This is a genomic window from Paraburkholderia sp. 32 (assembly GCF_050435345.1).
GTDB classification, from domain to species: domain Bacteria; phylum Pseudomonadota; class Gammaproteobacteria; order Burkholderiales; family Burkholderiaceae; genus Paraburkholderia; species Paraburkholderia tuberum.
Genome location: NZ_JBNDKD010000003.1, coordinates 2,365,630 through 2,382,131 on the forward strand (window position 1 = coordinate 2,365,630; position 16,502 = coordinate 2,382,131).

14 protein-coding genes and 2 pseudogenes are annotated in these 16,502 nt (G+C 63.0%); 6 read left to right on the plus strand and 10 right to left on the minus strand.

Annotation, left to right across the window (positions count from 1 at the left end; translation table 11 throughout):
* Window positions 1–35: 35 nt before the first annotated feature.
* Together OKW26_RS33765 and OKW26_RS33770 are read right to left on the minus strand one after the other, a co-directional pair.
* A complete protein-coding gene (locus OKW26_RS33765) occupies window positions 36–1,751 on the minus strand; it encodes a GMC family oxidoreductase (protein WP_429356350.1) in 1,716 nt (571 codons plus the stop codon).
* Between the two features lie 139 nt (window positions 1,752–1,890).
* Complete coding sequence (locus tag OKW26_RS33770) at window positions 1,891–3,444, minus strand: CoA-acylating methylmalonate-semialdehyde dehydrogenase (protein ID WP_429356351.1); 1,554 nt, start codon at window positions 3,442–3,444, stop codon at window positions 1,891–1,893.
* Window positions 3,445–3,589: 145 nt separating this feature from the next.
* On the opposite strand from OKW26_RS33770, the gene OKW26_RS33775 reads away from it, so the two are divergent.
* Both OKW26_RS33775 and OKW26_RS33780 read left to right on the plus strand, forming a co-directional pair.
* Window positions 3,590–4,489 (plus strand): LysR family transcriptional regulator, encoded by a 900-nt coding sequence (locus OKW26_RS33775; RefSeq protein ID WP_184051684.1) that lies wholly within the window; start codon window positions 3,590–3,592, stop codon window positions 4,487–4,489.
* A 235-nt stretch (window positions 4,490–4,724) separates the two neighbouring features.
* A complete protein-coding gene (locus OKW26_RS33780; RefSeq protein ID WP_018418876.1) occupies window positions 4,725–5,261 on the plus strand; it encodes a class IV adenylate cyclase in 537 nt (178 codons plus the stop codon).
* Between the two features lie 86 nt (window positions 5,262–5,347).
* Here the strand turns inward: OKW26_RS33780 and OKW26_RS33785 are convergent, their stop codons facing one another.
* Window positions 5,348–5,839, minus strand: a complete 492-nt coding sequence (locus tag OKW26_RS33785) for an Lrp/AsnC family transcriptional regulator (protein WP_090805519.1) — start codon at window positions 5,837–5,839, stop codon at window positions 5,348–5,350.
* A gap of 150 nt (window positions 5,840–5,989) precedes the next feature.
* Here OKW26_RS33785 and OKW26_RS33790 point away from each other — a divergent pair.
* A pseudogene (locus OKW26_RS33790) lies at window positions 5,990–6,229 on the plus strand (phenylalanine 4-monooxygenase); the annotation flags it as partial.
* A gap of 209 nt (window positions 6,230–6,438) precedes the next feature.
* The gene (locus OKW26_RS33795; protein ID WP_187612237.1) at window positions 6,439–6,729 is read left to right on the plus strand and encodes a 4a-hydroxytetrahydrobiopterin dehydratase; all 291 of its coding nucleotides are present in this window, start codon (window positions 6,439–6,441) and stop codon (window positions 6,727–6,729) included.
* 104 nt (window positions 6,730–6,833) lie between these two features.
* Here OKW26_RS33795 and OKW26_RS33800 read toward each other — a convergent pair whose 3' ends face one another.
* Window positions 6,834–7,058, minus strand: coding sequence for a DUF3717 domain-containing protein (locus tag OKW26_RS33800; protein WP_090802357.1), 225 nt, complete (start codon window positions 7,056–7,058; stop codon window positions 6,834–6,836).
* Between the two features lie 149 nt (window positions 7,059–7,207).
* Here OKW26_RS33800 and OKW26_RS33805 point away from each other — a divergent pair, with 149 nt between their 5' ends.
* Together OKW26_RS33805 and OKW26_RS33810 are read left to right on the plus strand one after the other, a co-directional pair.
* Complete coding sequence (locus OKW26_RS33805; RefSeq protein ID WP_013090980.1) at window positions 7,208–7,894, plus strand: response regulator; 687 nt, start codon at window positions 7,208–7,210, stop codon at window positions 7,892–7,894.
* A gap of 167 nt (window positions 7,895–8,061) precedes the next feature.
* Complete coding sequence (locus OKW26_RS33810) at window positions 8,062–9,576, plus strand: sensor histidine kinase (RefSeq protein ID WP_429356352.1); 1,515 nt, start codon at window positions 8,062–8,064, stop codon at window positions 9,574–9,576.
* Between the two features lie 83 nt (window positions 9,577–9,659).
* Here the strand turns inward: OKW26_RS33810 and OKW26_RS33815 are convergent, their stop codons facing one another.
* The 6 genes and pseudogenes from OKW26_RS33815 to OKW26_RS33840 all read right to left on the minus strand — a co-directional run bounded on the left by OKW26_RS33815 (window position 9,660) and on the right by OKW26_RS33840 (window position 16,103).
* Window positions 9,660–10,193 carry an SET domain-containing protein gene (locus OKW26_RS33815; RefSeq protein ID WP_018418882.1) on the minus strand — a complete coding sequence of 178 codons (534 nt, stop codon included), beginning with the start codon at window positions 10,191–10,193 and terminating at the stop codon, window positions 9,660–9,662.
* Window positions 10,194–10,406: 213 nt separating this feature from the next.
* Entirely contained in the window at window positions 10,407–11,519 is a 1,113-nt protein-coding gene (locus tag OKW26_RS33820; protein ID WP_429356353.1) for an NADH:flavin oxidoreductase/NADH oxidase, read from the minus strand.
* Window positions 11,520–11,628: 109 nt separating this feature from the next.
* Window positions 11,629–12,342: a glutamine amidotransferase gene (locus tag OKW26_RS33825; RefSeq protein ID WP_429356354.1), complete on the minus strand. Its 714-nt coding sequence runs from the start codon at window positions 12,340–12,342 to the stop codon at window positions 11,629–11,631.
* A gap of 142 nt (window positions 12,343–12,484) precedes the next feature.
* The gene (locus OKW26_RS33830; RefSeq protein WP_184060989.1) at window positions 12,485–13,123 is read right to left on the minus strand and encodes a MarR family winged helix-turn-helix transcriptional regulator; all 639 of its coding nucleotides are present in this window, start codon (window positions 13,121–13,123) and stop codon (window positions 12,485–12,487) included.
* 570 nt (window positions 13,124–13,693) lie between these two features.
* Complete coding sequence (locus OKW26_RS33835) at window positions 13,694–14,809, minus strand: YbdK family carboxylate-amine ligase (RefSeq protein ID WP_429356355.1); 1,116 nt, start codon at window positions 14,807–14,809, stop codon at window positions 13,694–13,696.
* Window positions 14,810–14,896: 87 nt separating this feature from the next.
* Window positions 14,897–16,103, minus strand: a pseudogene (locus OKW26_RS33840) (cation:proton antiporter).
* Between the last annotated feature and the right edge of the window lie 399 nt (window positions 16,104–16,502).

Genomic DNA, 16,502 nt, shown 5'->3' on the forward strand with positions numbered 1-16,502 from the left:
GCGGAAAACCTGACTGGTGCGCTCACCGAGTCATGTCACACAGCTGACATCGACGCGGCAACACCGGTATGCGCGGCCATGCTGCCGCTCACGCGCGCGCGACGATCCTCGCGGATCATGTCGCTGGCGCGCTCGGCGATCATCAGCGTCGGCGAATTGGTGTTACCTGACGTGATGTTGGGCATCACCGACGCATCGACGACACGCAAGCCCTCGACTCCGATAACTCGTAGCCGATTGTCGACGACCGCGGCGGGATCGTCGGTCGTGCCCATGCGGCAGGTGCCGACCGGATGGAAGATCGTCGTGCCGACCGCGCCCGCGGCCTGCTGCAATTCTTCTTCACTTTGATACTGGAGGCCCGGCAGGATCTCCCGCGGCTGATAGCGCGCGAGCGCGGGCGCCGCGACGATGCGACGCGTCAGACGTAGCGCGTTCGCGGCGACGTGGCGGTCGTAGTCGGTCGACAGATAGTTCGGCGCGATCAACGGTGGCGCGCAAGCATCGGCCGACGCAATATGAATGCTGCCGCGCGACGTGGGGCGCAGCTGACACACCGAAGCCGTGAATGCATTGAAGCGATGCAGCGGTTCCCCGAAGCGATCAAGCGACAAAGGCTGCACGTGATACTCGAGATCGGGTCGCGACAGAGAGCGATCGTCGGCGTCGGACTTCGCGAACGCGCCGAGTTGCGACGGCGACATCGACATCGGTCCACTCTGAAACAACGCGTACTGCATGCCGATCATCAGCTTGCCCCACCAGTGCGCAGACATCGTATTCAGCGTGCGCACGCCCTGCACCTGATACGCCATGCGCAGTTGCAGATGGTCCTGCAGATTTTCACCGACACCGCGTAGATCCTGAACGACCTCGATGCCGAGATTCTGCAGACGCGCGCCATTGCCGACACCGGACAATTCGAGCAGTTGCGGCGAGTTGACCGCGCCGGCGGAAAGGATCACTTCGCAACGCGCTTTGGCGAGATAGTCGACCTCGCCGCCACGATATTCGACTCCGGTGCAGCGGCGGCCATCGAACACGACACGCTGCGTGTGGGCACCGGTGATGACAGTGAGGTTCTCCCGCTTCAACGCGGGCCGCAAAAATGCCTTCGACGCATTCCAGCGAATGCCACGCTTCTGGTTGACGTCGAAGTAGCCGACACCGGTGTTATCGCCGCGATTGAAATCGTCGGTGGCGGGGACGCCGGTTTGCTGCGCGGCTTGCGCGAACTCTTCGAGAATCTTCCATTTGAGGCGCTGCTTCTCGACGCGCCACGGTCCGCCCGCGCCGTGCGCTTCGTTGGCGCCGCCGTGGTGATCCTCGCTGCGCCTGAAGACCGGCAGCACCGCGTTCCAGGACCACGTCCTGTCGTTCGTCACACGCGCCCACTCGTCGTAGTCTTCCCGCTGACCGCGCATGTAGATCATGCCGTTGATCGACGAACTGCCGCCGAGCACACGCCCGCGCGGATACGACAGCGTGCGGCCGTTCAGACCCGGCTCGGCCTGGGTCTTGTACAGCCAGTCCGTGCGCGGATTGCCGATGCAATACAGGTAGCCGACCGGCACGTGAATCCAGTGATAGTCGTCCTTCCCCCCGGCTTCGAGCAGCAGCACGTGGATGTCGGGATCTTCGGTGAGCCGGTTCGCCAGCACGCAGCCGGCGGTACCCGCGCCGACGATGACGTAGTCGAACTCGCCTTCGAGTCGCCGCGCGGCGCGAGGCGTACTGTCGCTATGACTCATCGTTCAGCCTCCTAAGCATCTTTGCGGCGCACGCGTGGCTGCTCGATCGCTTCCACGCATGCGCCGCGAAACGCTTTTATTGCGCTTTTATTGTTTTCCTGGCGCGCTTGCCGACTTGATGCCGCGCAAAGCCGCTAGCTTACTTGGCGACCGGCATCGTGAATTCGGCGCCCTTCGCGATGCTGTCAGGCCAGCGCTGCATGATGCTCTTGTAGCGCGTGTAAAACCGCACGCCTTCCTCGCCGTACGCATGATGATCGCCGAACAGCGACTTCTTCCAGCCGCCGAACGAATGCCAGGCCATCGGCACCGGAATCGGCACGTTGATGCCGACCATGCCGATCTCGATCTGCCGGGAAAACGCGCGTGCAATGCCGCCGTCGGACGTGAACAGGGACACGCCGTTCGCAAACTGATTCGCGTTGATCAGTTCGACTGCGGAGGCGAAGTCGGGCACGCGCACGACGCACAGCACCGGTCCGAAAATCTCCTCGCGGTAGATCTTCATGTCGGGTAACACGTCGTCGAACAGCGTGCCGCCGAGGAAGAAACCCTTCTCGTGCCCCGCGACCTGATGACCGCGCCCATCGACGACGAGCTTCGCGCCCGCGGCGACGCCAGCGTCGATATAGCCGAGCACCTTGTCGCGATGCGCGCCGGTGACGAGCGGCCCCATCTCGGCCGCCGCTTCCATGCCGTTGAGGATCTTCAGGCTATTCACGCGCGGCGTCAGACGCTCGATCAGCTCATCGGCGATATGCCCCACCGCGACCGCCACCGAAATCGCCATGCAGCGCTCGCCGGCCGAGCCGTAGGCGGCGCCGATCAGGGCGTCGACGGCCTGGTCGAGATCGGCGTCGGGCATTACGACGAGGTGATTCTTGGCACCGCCCAACGCCTGCACGCGCTTGCCGCGCTTCGTGCCTTCGGTGTAGATGTATTCGGCGATCGGCGTGGAGCCGACGAACGACAGCGCGCTGACTTCCGGATGCACGAGCAGCGCGTCGACCGCGACCTTGTCGCCGTGCACGACGTTGAACACGCCGTCCGGCAGGCCCGCTTCCTTCAGCAGTTCGGCGAGCCGGTTCGACGCGGACGGATCGCGTTCGGACGGTTTCAGCACGAAAGTGTTGCCGCACGCGAGCGCGACGGGGAACATCCAGCACGGCACCATCATCGGGAAATTGAAGGGCGTGATGCCCGCGACCACGCCGAGCGGCTGCCGCAGATTCCAGTTGTCGATGCCGCCGCCAATCTGATCGGTGAAATCGGTCTTCAGCAGATTCGGGATGCCGCACGCGAATTCGACGATCTCGATGCCGCGCATCACCTCGCCCCTGGCGTCGGAAAACACCTTGCCGTGCTCGCGCGTGATCAGCTCCGCGAGCTCATCGTGATGACGGTCGAGCAGTTCCTTGAACTTGAACAGCACCCGCGCGCGTTTGATCGGCGCGGTTTCGCTCCAGGCGGGAAACGCGGCTTTGGCGGCAGCGACCGCGGCGTCCACCTCGGCGACGCTCGCGAGCGGCACGCGCGCGCTGACGCTGCCGAGGGCCGGATTGAAGACGTCGCCGAAGCGCCCGCTCGTGCCTTCGACCGTCTTGCCGTTGATGAAATGGCTCAGCGCGCGTGCACTCGCCGCGCTGCGTGTGGCCTCGTCCTGCGCGGTTGCGTCGGAATATGTCTCGCTCATCTCGTTCCTCTTTCCTGTGAAATCTTCCGCTTCGCGCTCGATGCCGCGCGCACAAGCGTGCTGAACACCAAGCGTACGGCCCCTACGAGCGACAAATCCAATAAGTAATGCTCAACTGCGCTATAAGCCGCGCTAATATCAGCATATGGATCTGACTCTCCTTAGGGCCTTCGTCACCGTCGCACGCGAGGGCAACCTTACGCGTGCCGCGGTGCAACTGCATCTGACCCAACCTGCCGTCAGCCTGCAAATCAAGCACTTGCAGGAGACGCTCGGCGTGACGCTGTTCACGCGGACTTCGCACGGGCTCGCGCTGACCCGCGACGGCCAGGCGCTGCTGCCGCATGCCGAACGCGCGCTCGGCGCGGCAGCCGACGTGCAGCGGGCGGCGCAGACGCTGCGCCAGGAAGTACGCGGGCGCCTGCGCATCGGCACCATTCTCGACCCGGAGTTTTTGCGCCTCGGCGGTTTCCTGAAGCAGCTCGTCGAGACCTGGCCGCAGATCGAAACCGCGCTGCGCCACGGCATGTCGGGCTGGGTGCGCGAACAGATTCGCGCGGGCGAGCTCGACGTCGGCTATTACATTGGCCTGCCCGCCGACGACGAGACGCACGACGGCGCCACGTTTCACGCGGTCACGCTCACGCATTTCCAGTATCGCGTGCTCGCGCCGGCGGGCTGGAAAGATCGCGTGAAGGGTGCGCGAGACTGGCGCTCGCTCGCGGCGCTGCCGTGGATCTGGACGCCGCCGGCGTCCGCGCACAACCGGCTGCTGTCGCGCTGTTTCGGCGAAGCCGGTGTGAAGCCGGTCAAGGTGGCCGAGGTGGACCAGGAGCCGTCGATGCTCGATCTGGTCAAATCGGGCGTCGGTCTCACGCTTGCGCGCGATGCAACCGCGATCGCGGAGGCGCATGCGCACGCGCTGACGATCGTCGATGGCATAACGGTGCCGACGCAGCTGAGCTTCATCACGCTCGACGAGCGCAAGGACGAGCCAGCGATCGCGGCGGCGTTGAAGCTGATCGAACAGCAGTGGGCGATTTGAGCGGGGACGGTCTGACGCGTTGCGATATGAGTCTCGCTAATGCCCGCCCTCTCCCACTTGTCCGCCGAGCTGAAACCGCTCCGTCACGAAGTTTTTGCTAGATTAGCGGTTTGCGCTCGCGCAGCGCCCTCGCAGCTTTCCGTTCCGCCTGGCTTCGTCCTTCCCGGCGGCCTCCGCCCGGCAACACCAGCAACTCCGGAGCCGCCGCTCACTTCCCCATCCACAGGAGCCTGACATGGCACGCAACATCGAAATCAAAGCCCGCGCCCAGCATTTCGACCAACTGCGCGAGCGCGCCGCACAGCTCGCGACGGACGCGCCGCTGATCTTCCGCCAGCAGGACTTTTTCTACGACGTGCCGCGCGGCCGCCTGAAGCTGCGCCAGTTCGACGACGGCACGCCGGCCGAGCTGATCTTCTATCAGCGCGACGACCGCGACGGCCCGAAGGCGTCGTACTACACGCGCAGTCCGGTGACGAATCCCGAAGCGATGCATGCGCTGCTCGCGACCGCGCTGACCACGCGCGGCATCGTCTCGAAAGAGCGGCACGTATATCTGAGCGGGCGCACGCGGATTCATCTGGATCGCGTCGACGGTCTCGGCGATTTCGTCGAACTCGAAGTGGTGCTCGCGCAGGACGACGACGAAGAAGGCGGCCACGCGGAAGCACAAGCGATGTTCAAGAGCCTTGGCGTATCGGAAGCGGATCTGGTGCCGGTCGCGTATGTCGATCTGCTGAATGCCGACGACGAGCCAAAGCGGGCGGCATAGAGATCCCGTCACCGCAGGGGCCGCGGCAACGCATGCGCGGCTCCCTCTTCCTGTCAGTCGGCACTGCCGGCAACGGCTTCGAACGCTCAAACCGCCGCCGCCCCCGGCGCCAGATGCCCGAGCGGCAACGGCCCATTGCGCTTGAACGTGGTCAGCACGATATTCGAGCGCACGCTATCGACACCCGGCACGCGCATCAGCTTCTTCATCACGAAGGTCGACAGGTAATTCAGATCCGGCGCGACGATGCGCAGCAGATAGTCGGCATCGCCGACGACCGCGTGACATTCGAGCACTTCGGGCAGCAAGTCGATCTGCTGCTGAAACTGCTCGATGATCGAATCGCCGTGATGCTTCAGCTTCAGGCTCGTGAAAGCGGTGACGCCAAGCCCAAGCTTTTCGGGCCGCAGCACGACGCGATAGCCATCCACCACGCCGACCTGTTCCAGCCGTTGCAGGCGTCGCCCGATCTGCGACGGCGACAGCGGCACCTGCTCCGCCAACTGCTGATGCGTGGCGCGGCCGAAGCGCTGCAGCACGTCGAGCAGCGCGAGATCGAAGTGGTCGAGTTCAAGCATGGTGATATCCCGCATTAATCTGCCATTTAACACGCGATTATCGCATAACTATCCGCTTATACGCGAAACTTGCGCCCTTTCCGCACGTGCTCCGCTCTACACTCGCATACACCGATCTCATGCAATCCGTCTTGTTACGGCAGCCTCGCCATGTCCACCGCCAGCACCGCCAAACTCAAGGAACAGTTCGACGCCGGTCTCGAGACCCGCGCCGACTTCACGATCGATCAGCCGCTTGAGTGCTACGGCACGGTTGACCATGCGGGCTGGCGACAACTGTACGCGCGCCAAACAGCCTTGCTCGAAGGCCGTGTCTGCGATGAATTCTTCGCGGGCGTCGAGCGCATCGGCCTGCCGTCGGAGCGCGTGCCGTCCTTCGAAGACGTCAACGCGCCTGCCTACGCGGCGGGCGACCTGTTCGACGGCGACTGCGTGATTACGCGTGGCACCCGCGAGGGTTGGAACACCGGCGGCGACGTTTGAACGAAAAGCCATCGCAAACCGATCCGGCCCAGCGTGCGGCGAGCGTTGCGCAACCATGAAAAAATGACGGATTCGTCCGCCTGCCGGCGAGCGAGTTCGACGAGCGAGGTAACACCATGATTCAGAAACTGACTTCCGACGAGCGAACCCAGCAACTGGCGAAACTGAATGGCTGGCAAAGCGTGGCTGAGCGCGATGCGATTCGCCGCGCGTTCGAGTTCGCCGACTTCAACGAGGCCTTCGGCTTCATGACGCGCGTCGCGATCAAGGCGCAGGAGATGGACCACCATCCCGAGTGGTTCAACGTGTACAACAAGGTCGACATCACGCTGTCCACCCATGAAGCGAACGGCGTGACCGAACGCGACATCGCGCTTGCCGCATTCATCGACGGGATTACTATGTAATACCAATAATTACGGGCCTTTATGCGTGTTTATGCATAACTCGCCGCCTAATCAGGTGACCATGAAAGGACAATGCAGGCAATTCCTTAGGTAAACCTTCAGTTCTACAGGCTATTCTTAAGTTGAACGTAAGCTTCCCAGGCCTGCCTTGCAATCGGGTCGAAACGATCGAGTGATAGCGACTGCTGACGCTGTACAATCAGCAGCGCATACGGCTTGGAGAGCGCGCTTGCCTCCTTGCACAGAACGTGTTCGTCGCCGCTTGAAGGTGAGCGGGTGCGCCAGAAGTTGATCGCGGCTTCCAGTTCGTGAATGCTGATCTCGGACATGACTTCGTGATGGCTGGCACGGTGCTTCGATTCGGCTCGACAGCTGCTTCGTGGCGCGTCTGCCGCCGCTTCGCACGCTGGCTGTGTAGCAGGCGCCCCGGCGAACCGCTTGCCCAAACGCCTAAACCCATTGTACTTGAGCGAAATCCATGCGACTCCTTCTGATCGAAGATGACCGCCCCATCGCACGCGGCATCCAAAGCAGTCTCGAACAAGCCGGCTTCACCGTCGACATGGTCCATGACGGCATCTTTGCCGAGCAGGCCCTCACGCAAAATCGCCACGAACTCGTGATCCTCGATCTGGGTCTGCCGGGCATCGACGGCATGACGCTGCTGTCGCGTTTCCGCCAGAGCAACCGTCACACGCCGGTGATCATCCTGACCGCGCGCGACGAACTGAACGACCGCGTGCAAGGCCTGAACTCGGGCGCGGACGACTACATGCTGAAGCCGTTCGAGCCGGCCGAGCTCGAAGCGCGTATTCGCGCGGTGATGCGCCGCAGCGGTCCGCACGGTGACATGCCGCGTCCGGAAGTGTCGCTGGGCGGCGTGCGGCTGTCGGGCGTCGACCGCCGCATCTTCAACGACGACAAACCGCTCGAACTGTCGCCGCGCGAATTCGCGGTGCTCGAAATGCTGCTGCTGCGTCACGGCCGCGTCGTCAGCAAGGCGCAACTACAGGATCATCTGACACACTTCGGCGGCGACCTCGGCGATACCGCGATCGAAGTCTACGTGCACCGCGTGCGCAAGAAGCTCGAGAACTGCCGTGTCGAAATCGTCACCGTGCGTGGCTTTGGCTACCTGTTGCAGGAAATTCGCCAGGCCGCATGATCGTCGTGAAGGCCGCGCATTGCGTCGCGGCCTGACGGCGCCGGAGCGGCGCCGCGCATCGGCTGTGCCCGGGGCGCCTTGTGCCGGGCCCCGGGCCGTCTCAAGGCGCCTCGCGCCATTACTACCGCAGTTGCCACCGCAGTCACAACTTTCCCGCGCGTTCGATCATGCACCAGCCGGCCGCCAATAGTCTGCGCCGCACGCTGCTGCGGCGCCTCGCTGCTCCCCTGTCGCTGCTCGCGCTGATGAGCGGCCTGATCGCTTACTGGCTCGCATGGCAGTACACGCAGCACGTGGTCGACCGTTCGCTCGCGGACCTCGCGACCGCGATCTCCAAACAGATCCAGATTGCCGGACCGGAAGCGCCGATCACGGTGCCGCCGCTCGCGCAGGCGATGTTCTCCGACCCGGTCGAACATCTGGTCTACCGGATCAGCACCGGCGACACCGAAATCGCCGGCGATCACAATCTGCCGCTGCAAGGCACCAACGTGCGCCGCATGCATTACGCGTACGTGTTCGAGACGCAGCACGAAGGCGTGACCGTGCGGGTCGCTCAGGTGCGCGTCGATCAGCCGAGCGGTAATCCGATCGTCGTCGAAGTCGGCCAGCCCGTGCATCACCGCTTCCGCATCGCCGCCGAGTTCCTCATCGCGATCATGATGCCGTTATTGCTGCTGCTGCTAGCCGGCTGGGTGATCGTGTGGCGCGTCGTCAATCAGCAGCTCAATCCGCTGACGGCGCTCGCCGATTCGCTGAACCGGCAAACGCACACGTCGCTCGAGCCGGTCGACGAAACCTATGTGCCGGTCGAGATCCGTCCGCTGACGGGCGCGCTGAACGCGTTGCTCGATCGTCTGAAAGCCGCCCTCGATGCGCAACGTAAATTCATCGCCGATGCCGCGCATCAGCTGCGCACGCCGCTCACCGCCGTGAAGCTGCATGCGGAGCAGGCGGTCGTCGCACGCGATCCACAGCAGACGCTCGCTGCCGTGCGCGAACTGCGCGCCGCGGCCGATCGCGCCGTGCGGCTGTCGAATCAATTGCTGTCGCTCGCGCGTGCCGAGCCGGGCGAACAGGCGGCCCGCTTCGTCAATGTCGACATGGCCGCGCTCGCGTTCGACACCGGCGCCGAATGGGTGCCGCGCGCGCTACCGGTACACGTGGACCTCGGCTTCCAGCGCCTCGACGATCCGTCCAACGATGACCCGCTGATGGCGCGCGGCAACCCTGTGCTGCTCCATGAAGTGATCGCGAATCTGCTCGATAACGCGCTGAAGTATGTGCCGCCTTCGCGGGCCGACGGCGGGCGTATCACGGTCACAGTTTCGCAGACGCTGATCGACGATCTGCGCATGGCCGAGATCGTCGTCGAAGACAACGGGCCGGGCGTGCCGCGTTCGCAGCAGTCGGATCTGTTCAAGCGATTCTTCCGCGGCGACGGGCAGACCGAGGCGGGCGTCGACAGCGGCGCAGGTCTGGGCCTCGCGATCGTCCACGACATCATGGTGCTGCATCATGGCAGCGTGCATTACGAGGACGCACCGGAGGGCGGCGCACGCTTTATCGTGAGGATTCCGTTGCTGCCGCCCGGTGCGTCCGCAGGCGCTGCCACCGCCAACGATGCCAACGCACGGCGCGCGACGAAAAAACCGGCGCACTCGGCGCCGGTCGATTTGTAGAAGGTTTGCCCGGCTGCCGCGGCGGCGTTCGCCTCAGCGCTTCGATCAGCGCAGACAGCTACCGCCGCGCACCGACCCGCGGCTCATTTCTTCTTCGATTTCTTCGCCGATTTGCTCGACTTTTCCCCCTTGTCGGCGCCTTTACCCGACTTGCCGCCGCCCTTGCCCTTCTGCGGCGGTGCCAGCATCGTGCCGCGGCACTTGCGCGCGCCGCAGCGGCATTCGTATTCCTTTTTCAGCTTTTTCGTCTGACGCGCGTCGATCACGAGGCCGTAGTCGTAAAAGACTTCCTCGCCCTCCGCGATATCGCGCAGCGCATGCACGTACACGTGTCCGTCGATTTCCTCGGCTTCGCAGTTCGGCGCGCATGAATGATTGATCCAGCGCGCGCTATTGCCGTTCACCTTGCCGTCGATGACCTTGCCGTTATCCAGCGCGAAATAAAACGTGTGATTCGGTTCAGCCGGATTATGCGGATGGCGGCGCAACGCTTCTTTCCAGGTAATCCGCTCGCCCTTGTATTCGATCAGTCGCTCGCCGGCCGCGATCGGTTCGAGAGCAAACACGCCTTTGCCGTGCACACCCGAACGGCGCACGGCGATCCTGCGTGAATTCATTGAATGAATCCTTGTGAAGAACTGGGGAATCAAATCTGGCAATCGTCAGGCACGTCGTGCGCGCGGCTTTTTTCTGACGCGAATAGCAAACGCGGCGCCCTGAAAGCGCCGCGTCGACTTGCGACGCGCACCGCGCCACAACCGGCATCCTACACGTTGTCCACGGCTTCCTTCAACCGTCAGCCGATGCGTTTGTTCAACGTGCGACGGGCGTCACCGTTGACCAAACGAAATGTCGCCGAACAGCGCTTTCTGCTCACGCGGTTGTGAACGCCAGTACTGCGGCGGCGCTTCGACGGTCGCACCGAGGTTAGCGGCGGCGTGCCACGGCCAGCGCGGGTTATAGAGCAGCGCGCGAGCCAGCGCGATCAGATCGGCATCGCCCGTTTCGATCAGCTGCTCGGCGTGCAGCGGATCAGTGATGAGTCCGACGCCGATCGTCGTCAGACCGGTTGCGTGCTTGACCGCCTTCGCGAACGGAATCTGATAGCCTGGCTCGAGCGGAATTTGCTGCAGCGGCGAGACACCGCCCGACGACACGTCGATCCAGTCGCAGCCGCGCTTTTCCAGCTCGTGTGCAAACGCGATCGTGTCTTCGAGCGTCCAACCGCCTTCGACCCAGTCCGTCGCCGACACGCGCACGCCGACCGGTTTGTCGGCAGGAAATGCGGCACGCACGATGTCGAAGATTTCGAGCGGAAAACGCATGCGGTTTTCGACCGAGCCGCCGTAGTCGTCGGTGCGCTGATTGGCGATCGGCGACAGGAACTGATGCAGCAGATAGCCATGGGCGGCATGCACTTCGAGCGCATTGATGCCAAGACGCGCGGCACGCCGCGCGGACGCGGCGAACGCCTCGCGAATCCGGTTCAGGCCGACGACATCGAGCGCGAGCGGCGGCTCCTCGCCCGGCTTGTGCGGCAGCGCCGACGGCGCATGCGGCAGCCACCCGCCTTGCGACACCGCAATCAGCTGGCCGCCTTCCCACGGCACGTGGCTCGATGCCTTGCGGCCCGCGTGCGCCAGTTGCATCGTCACGTTGACGTGCGAATGCTTGCGGATCGCGGCCAGCACCGGCACGAGCGCCTCTTCGGTCGCGTCGTCCCACAAGCCGAGATCGCCGGGGGTGATGCGCCCGTCCGGCTCGACGGCGGTTGCTTCGATGCACAGCATGCCCGCGCCGGACAGCGCGAGACCGCCGAGGTGAATCATGTGCCAGGCGGTCGCTTCGCCGCGTTCGGCGGAGTACTGGCACATTGGGGAGACGACGATCCGATTGGGAAGCGTCACGCTACGCAGCGTGAGCGGAGAGAAAAGCGCGCTCATGGATTACGCCCAGTGAAAGCCCGAGAGCGATCGAGGATAGCACCGCACGCGGTTTACTGCATGAACGTGGCACCTGGCTGGACGCTTACGTCGCCATTCGGCTAGCCATTCAGGCTTGCGTCTCGACGTGATCGAGCCATTCGCCGAACATGCGGCACGCGGCGGCTTCGAGCACGGGACCGTATCGGCCGGTGTCGGCGCGCAACTGACGCGCGTCGATGCCGTGGCCCGAGAGTTCGTTCGCATTCCCTATCAGCCAAGGTTCGAACCGATCGGTGCGGATCTCGGGATGACACTGCAAGCCCAGTACGTGATCGCCCCATGCGAAGGCCTGATTCTCGCAAGCCGGGGTCGATGCCAGACGGGTCGCGTTGGCCGGCAGATCGAAGGTGTCGCCGTGCCAATGCAGCATCGAGGTATGAGCGCCATCGAGATGACGCAGCGGCGAGGCGCGGCCGGCATCGGTCAGCTTGAGCGGCGTCCAGCCGAGTTCGGCCTGAGCCGCGGGGTAGACGCGCGCACCGAGCGCCCGCGCGATCAGTTGTGCGCCAAGGCAGATACCGAGTGTCGGCAGACCGGCCGCGATGCGTTTTTCGATCAACGACAGCAGCGGCGCGAGCGTGGGGTACAGCGCGTCGTCGGTAGCGCTGATGGGGCCGCCCAGCACGACCACCAGCGACGCGGCAACCGGATTGGGCGCCTCGATACGGGCAACGCCCACATCGAGATAACGGACCGGACGCCCGCGCTCGCCGAGCACGAGCTCGAGACTGCCCAGATCCTCGAAGTGCACATGGCGGATGGCGAGTACTTCCCGATTCATCGGCCTGCCCTATCTTCAGGTTGACTAACGACCTGCCGCCAGCGACTTTATCCTTGCACGGCACCAGCCGGCAAGCAGGCGGCGCCTACCGCCCGCCGTCGCCGGCCAGGCCATGTTAGCGGATTGCCCAGGAAGACGCCGGTTATTGGGCGAAGATCTTCCACGTCTTCTTCTGGGTGGCAACGTCCGCCGTTTCATGCACGGAGCAGTCGAGACGCACATCGGTGTCCAACATGTTCAGGTCGAGCAGCGCGCAGTGATGCGGCGTCTTCTTCGGATTCTTGCTCGGCTGGAAATGCGTGCAGCTCAGGCACATACGATGCGGCGGAATCGTGTTTTGCGCTTCGAGCTGATAGATGGTCTTGAGCAGCGTGCGATAGAACACGGACTGCTCGTCGTCGCGCAGCGTACCGACCGCCTTCGAGAGGAAGTCCGGCCATTGCGCGGCGCGTTTGGCAGCGGTGCGGCCACGCGAGGTCAGACGTACCGCGAGCGCGCGACCGTCGTCGAGTGCGCGACGCTTTTCGACGAGGCCCTTGGTCTCGAGCGTGCTGACCGCATCGCTGGTGGTCGCGGCAGTCAGCGCCGTTTCACGCGCGATTTCGCCGAGACGCATCGGCCCCTTACGTTGCATCAACAGCACGAGGATCTCGCCCTGGGTCGGCGTAAGGCCCGCGCCTTCCGCCCATTCCCAAGCCTGGCTTCGCATCGCCGTGCTCAATCGCAAGAGGCTGTGGGTCACTCGCCCGGCTGCCTGTTCTCCGTATACGCCTTCGCTCATAATCTTCGATTCGTTTATTTACCGCTTTGGTGCAATGCCGGCGGCTGCCTGCCGGAGTACACCCGTTGCGTGTGTGGGGTAGCTTCGTCCAACCGCGGATGAAACCGTTTGTACTATCTCAAAAATACACCGTCTTGGAAGCCGAAGGCGGCGAAAAACGACATTCTATGCGACAGCGGCTAATCGTACAGCTAACTTATCCAACGCGAGCTGTGGATAAGCAGGGGAAAACGTTTGGACAGCCTGTGTACCGTTTTGCAACAAGCACTTGCAGCGTGTTGAACGTTTCCTCGGTTGCGCTTGCCAGGCGTGGCCGGAGCCCGTTTTACGAGCCCAGTTATCATTTCCCCAGCGCGTTGACTTTGCAGGAAATTATTCAGTTGTCCACAGCCTTTGGCAATGCCTGCTTACGACTACTACGCTGGTATACGTAAGCTTTCGAAAAACCTGAAGGGTTGCGCGCGCGAAAAACCATAAAAATTTTCTTACGAAAAAAAACCCACACGCGGCGGGTTTCGTCGGAACGTCGCGTAGCTGGCGCACGCAAACGGTTTCATGAAGTCTTCGCGACTAGGCGCGCCATTGCAGACACTGCTGGCGTACCGCTTCGTGCAAGGACTTTTCCTGCGCAAACACACTGCGCAGCCACGTCGCGTCGTTGACCTGACCGCGCGCGATCGCGCCGACTTCGGCCAGCGCATTCACCGAGCCGAGCGCTTCCGCATGCGGTCCGATCTGTTCGAGCGTTTCGAGAATATCTTCGGAAATCGTCTTGCGTTCACCGGTTTGCGGATTGATGCAGATGCCACCGAGTCCGAAGCGGCAGGCTTCGAAACGGTTGAATGTGTAGACCAGATAGTCGTCTTCCTGCGGCATGATCGGCTTATCGAGCAACAAATGACGCGCAAGCGTCTGGATGTAGCAGGCGATCGCCGCGGCGCGATCCACCGAAAACGGTGTATCCATCACGCGGACCTCAATCGTGCCGAAGCCCGGCTTCGGACGGATATCCCAGTAGAAATCCTTCATGCTGTTGACCACGCCCGTGTGGACCATCTTCGAGAAATACTCCTCGAAGCTGTCCCACGTCAGCACGAACGGCGCGCGGCCCGACAGCGGAAACGCGAACACGGAATTCAGACGTGCCGAATGAAATCCGGTATCGACGCCCTGTACGAAAGGCGACGACGCGGACAACGCAATGAAATGCGGGATGAAGCGCGACATCGAATGCAGCAGATACAGCGCGCTGTTCGGATTCGGGCAACCGATGTGCACGTGCTGGCCGAACACGGTGAACTGCTTCGCGAGATAGCCGTATAGCTCGGAAATATACTGAAAGCGCGGCGTATCGACGATCTGCCGCTCGCTCCATTGCTGGAAAGCATGGGTGCCGCCACCGCACAGACCGACGTTCAGATGATCGGCCGCGGACACCAGCGTGTCGCGAATCTTGCGCAGATCGGTGACCGCCTGTTCGTGCGACGTGCAGATGCCGGTCGACAGCTCGATCATGCTTTCGGTGATTTCCGGCGTGATATTGCCGGGGATTTTTTCGTCCTTGATGAGGCGCAGCAGATCCGTGCCGGCTTTGGTCAGATCATAATCGTGCGTATTGACGATCTGCATTTCGAGCTCGATACCGAACGTGAACGGTTTCGAGTCGATGAAGGGTTCGAGTGACATGGCGTCCCCTGAGTCAGGTCGTTTGAGGCGAAGGAATTGAAAGACGGGTTCGTGAAACGCGCATGGCAGCCCATGCGCGTTTCACGCTTACCCCTCGCGCCGCTCGGCGACGAGCGCGAGGCTGCGATAGACGAGCCACGGCCCGAGAATCTGCAGCACGAAAATCGAACACATAGCGATTGCGCGCAGCTGCGGATCGAAGTTCGGATACAGGTTGTACGTGTCGTCGACGAGCAGATACGCGAGCGCCGACATCGGTGACAAGGACAGGCCGAGCGCGATGCCCTGCTTCAAGTTCAGGCCGCTCGGCTTCGCGAACGCCAGCACGCCGACCAGCTTCGCGACGAGGCGAGCAACGATCAGACCCAGCGCGGCGACTCCGCCCAACGCGATGTGCTTCCATTCGAACGACGTCAGCGTCAGCACGAACAGGATCACCGTCAGCAGCCAGCCCGCGGTGCCGAAATGCTCTGGCCACAACTGCGGACGCACTTCGTGATTCTTCACGATGATGCCCGCGGCGAGCAGCGCGAGAATCGTCGACAGCTTGAACAGATGCGCGATCGCGATCGCGAGCAGCACGAGACCGAACAGCGCCACGAACGAATGCTCGTCCTGCATGTTCAGGCGCCGATAGAAGAACGTGCAGGTGCGCGCGAGCAGATACGCGAGCACGAGCGAGCCGACCAGCAGGTACAACGGCTGCAGGATGGTCGCGAACACGTTGCCGTAAACCTCCTGATGCAGCCAGCTCGACACGAGCTTTTCGATCACGACCGCGTACATGCTGTTCAGCGCGGTCAAGGTCAGAAGACGCTGCGTGACCTGGCCTTCCGCGCGTAGTTCGGTTTTGAGCTGGATCACCATCGCGGGCGATGTCGCCATCGCGATCGCGGCGAGTACGGTCGCGACCATCAGCGGCACGTGCAGAAACAGCAACACGGGCAGCACCAGCACGAAAGTCAGCGTGGCTTCGGCGACGCTCGACAGAATCAGCCACGGATTACGGCGGATCCAGCGCAGATCGAGCCGGCTGCCGAGTTCGAACAGCAACAGGCCGAGCGCGACGTCGAGCAGCGGGCCGCGCGGCGCTCGCGGAATCCGCATCGATCACGCCAAAGCCTGCCGCGCCGGCCACGAGTCCGATCACCGCATAGCCGGAAATGCGCGGTAAACGCCACGCGCGATAGCAAAGCTCGCCGCACAGACCGGCGGCAAGCAATGCAAGACCCGCCCAGAAAATGGCGTCGGGCGAAAGCGGCCACGCTGGCAAAAACGAAAACGCCGAATTCATCGTAATGGGTTCTCCTTGGCAGCAACGGCAGACGACACGAACCGGCGCACACGCACGCCGTCACGAGCGCACGGGGAGCGCACGTTGTCGCAAGCGCTTCGCGAAATCAGCGTTGCGAGGTTTCAATGATCGGATGATCGGAATGCGCCACGGCCGCGAAGAACCGCACGGAGTCGGGCACATACACGGGATGCGGCAGTAGCAACAGGGATGCTGAAGGAACGCCGTCGACCTTGAATCAGATTCTGTTTGACCGGCACCGTTCCATTGCTGCGCGTGCCGTCAGTTGCTGTGGCACGACGCGGAAAAACGGGGATTGTGCCATAGCTTTTTCCGGGTTAACCGAAAAGACGTTAACTCGCAGGCAAAACGGTAAAAAAGAACGTTATTTTCCCAGTG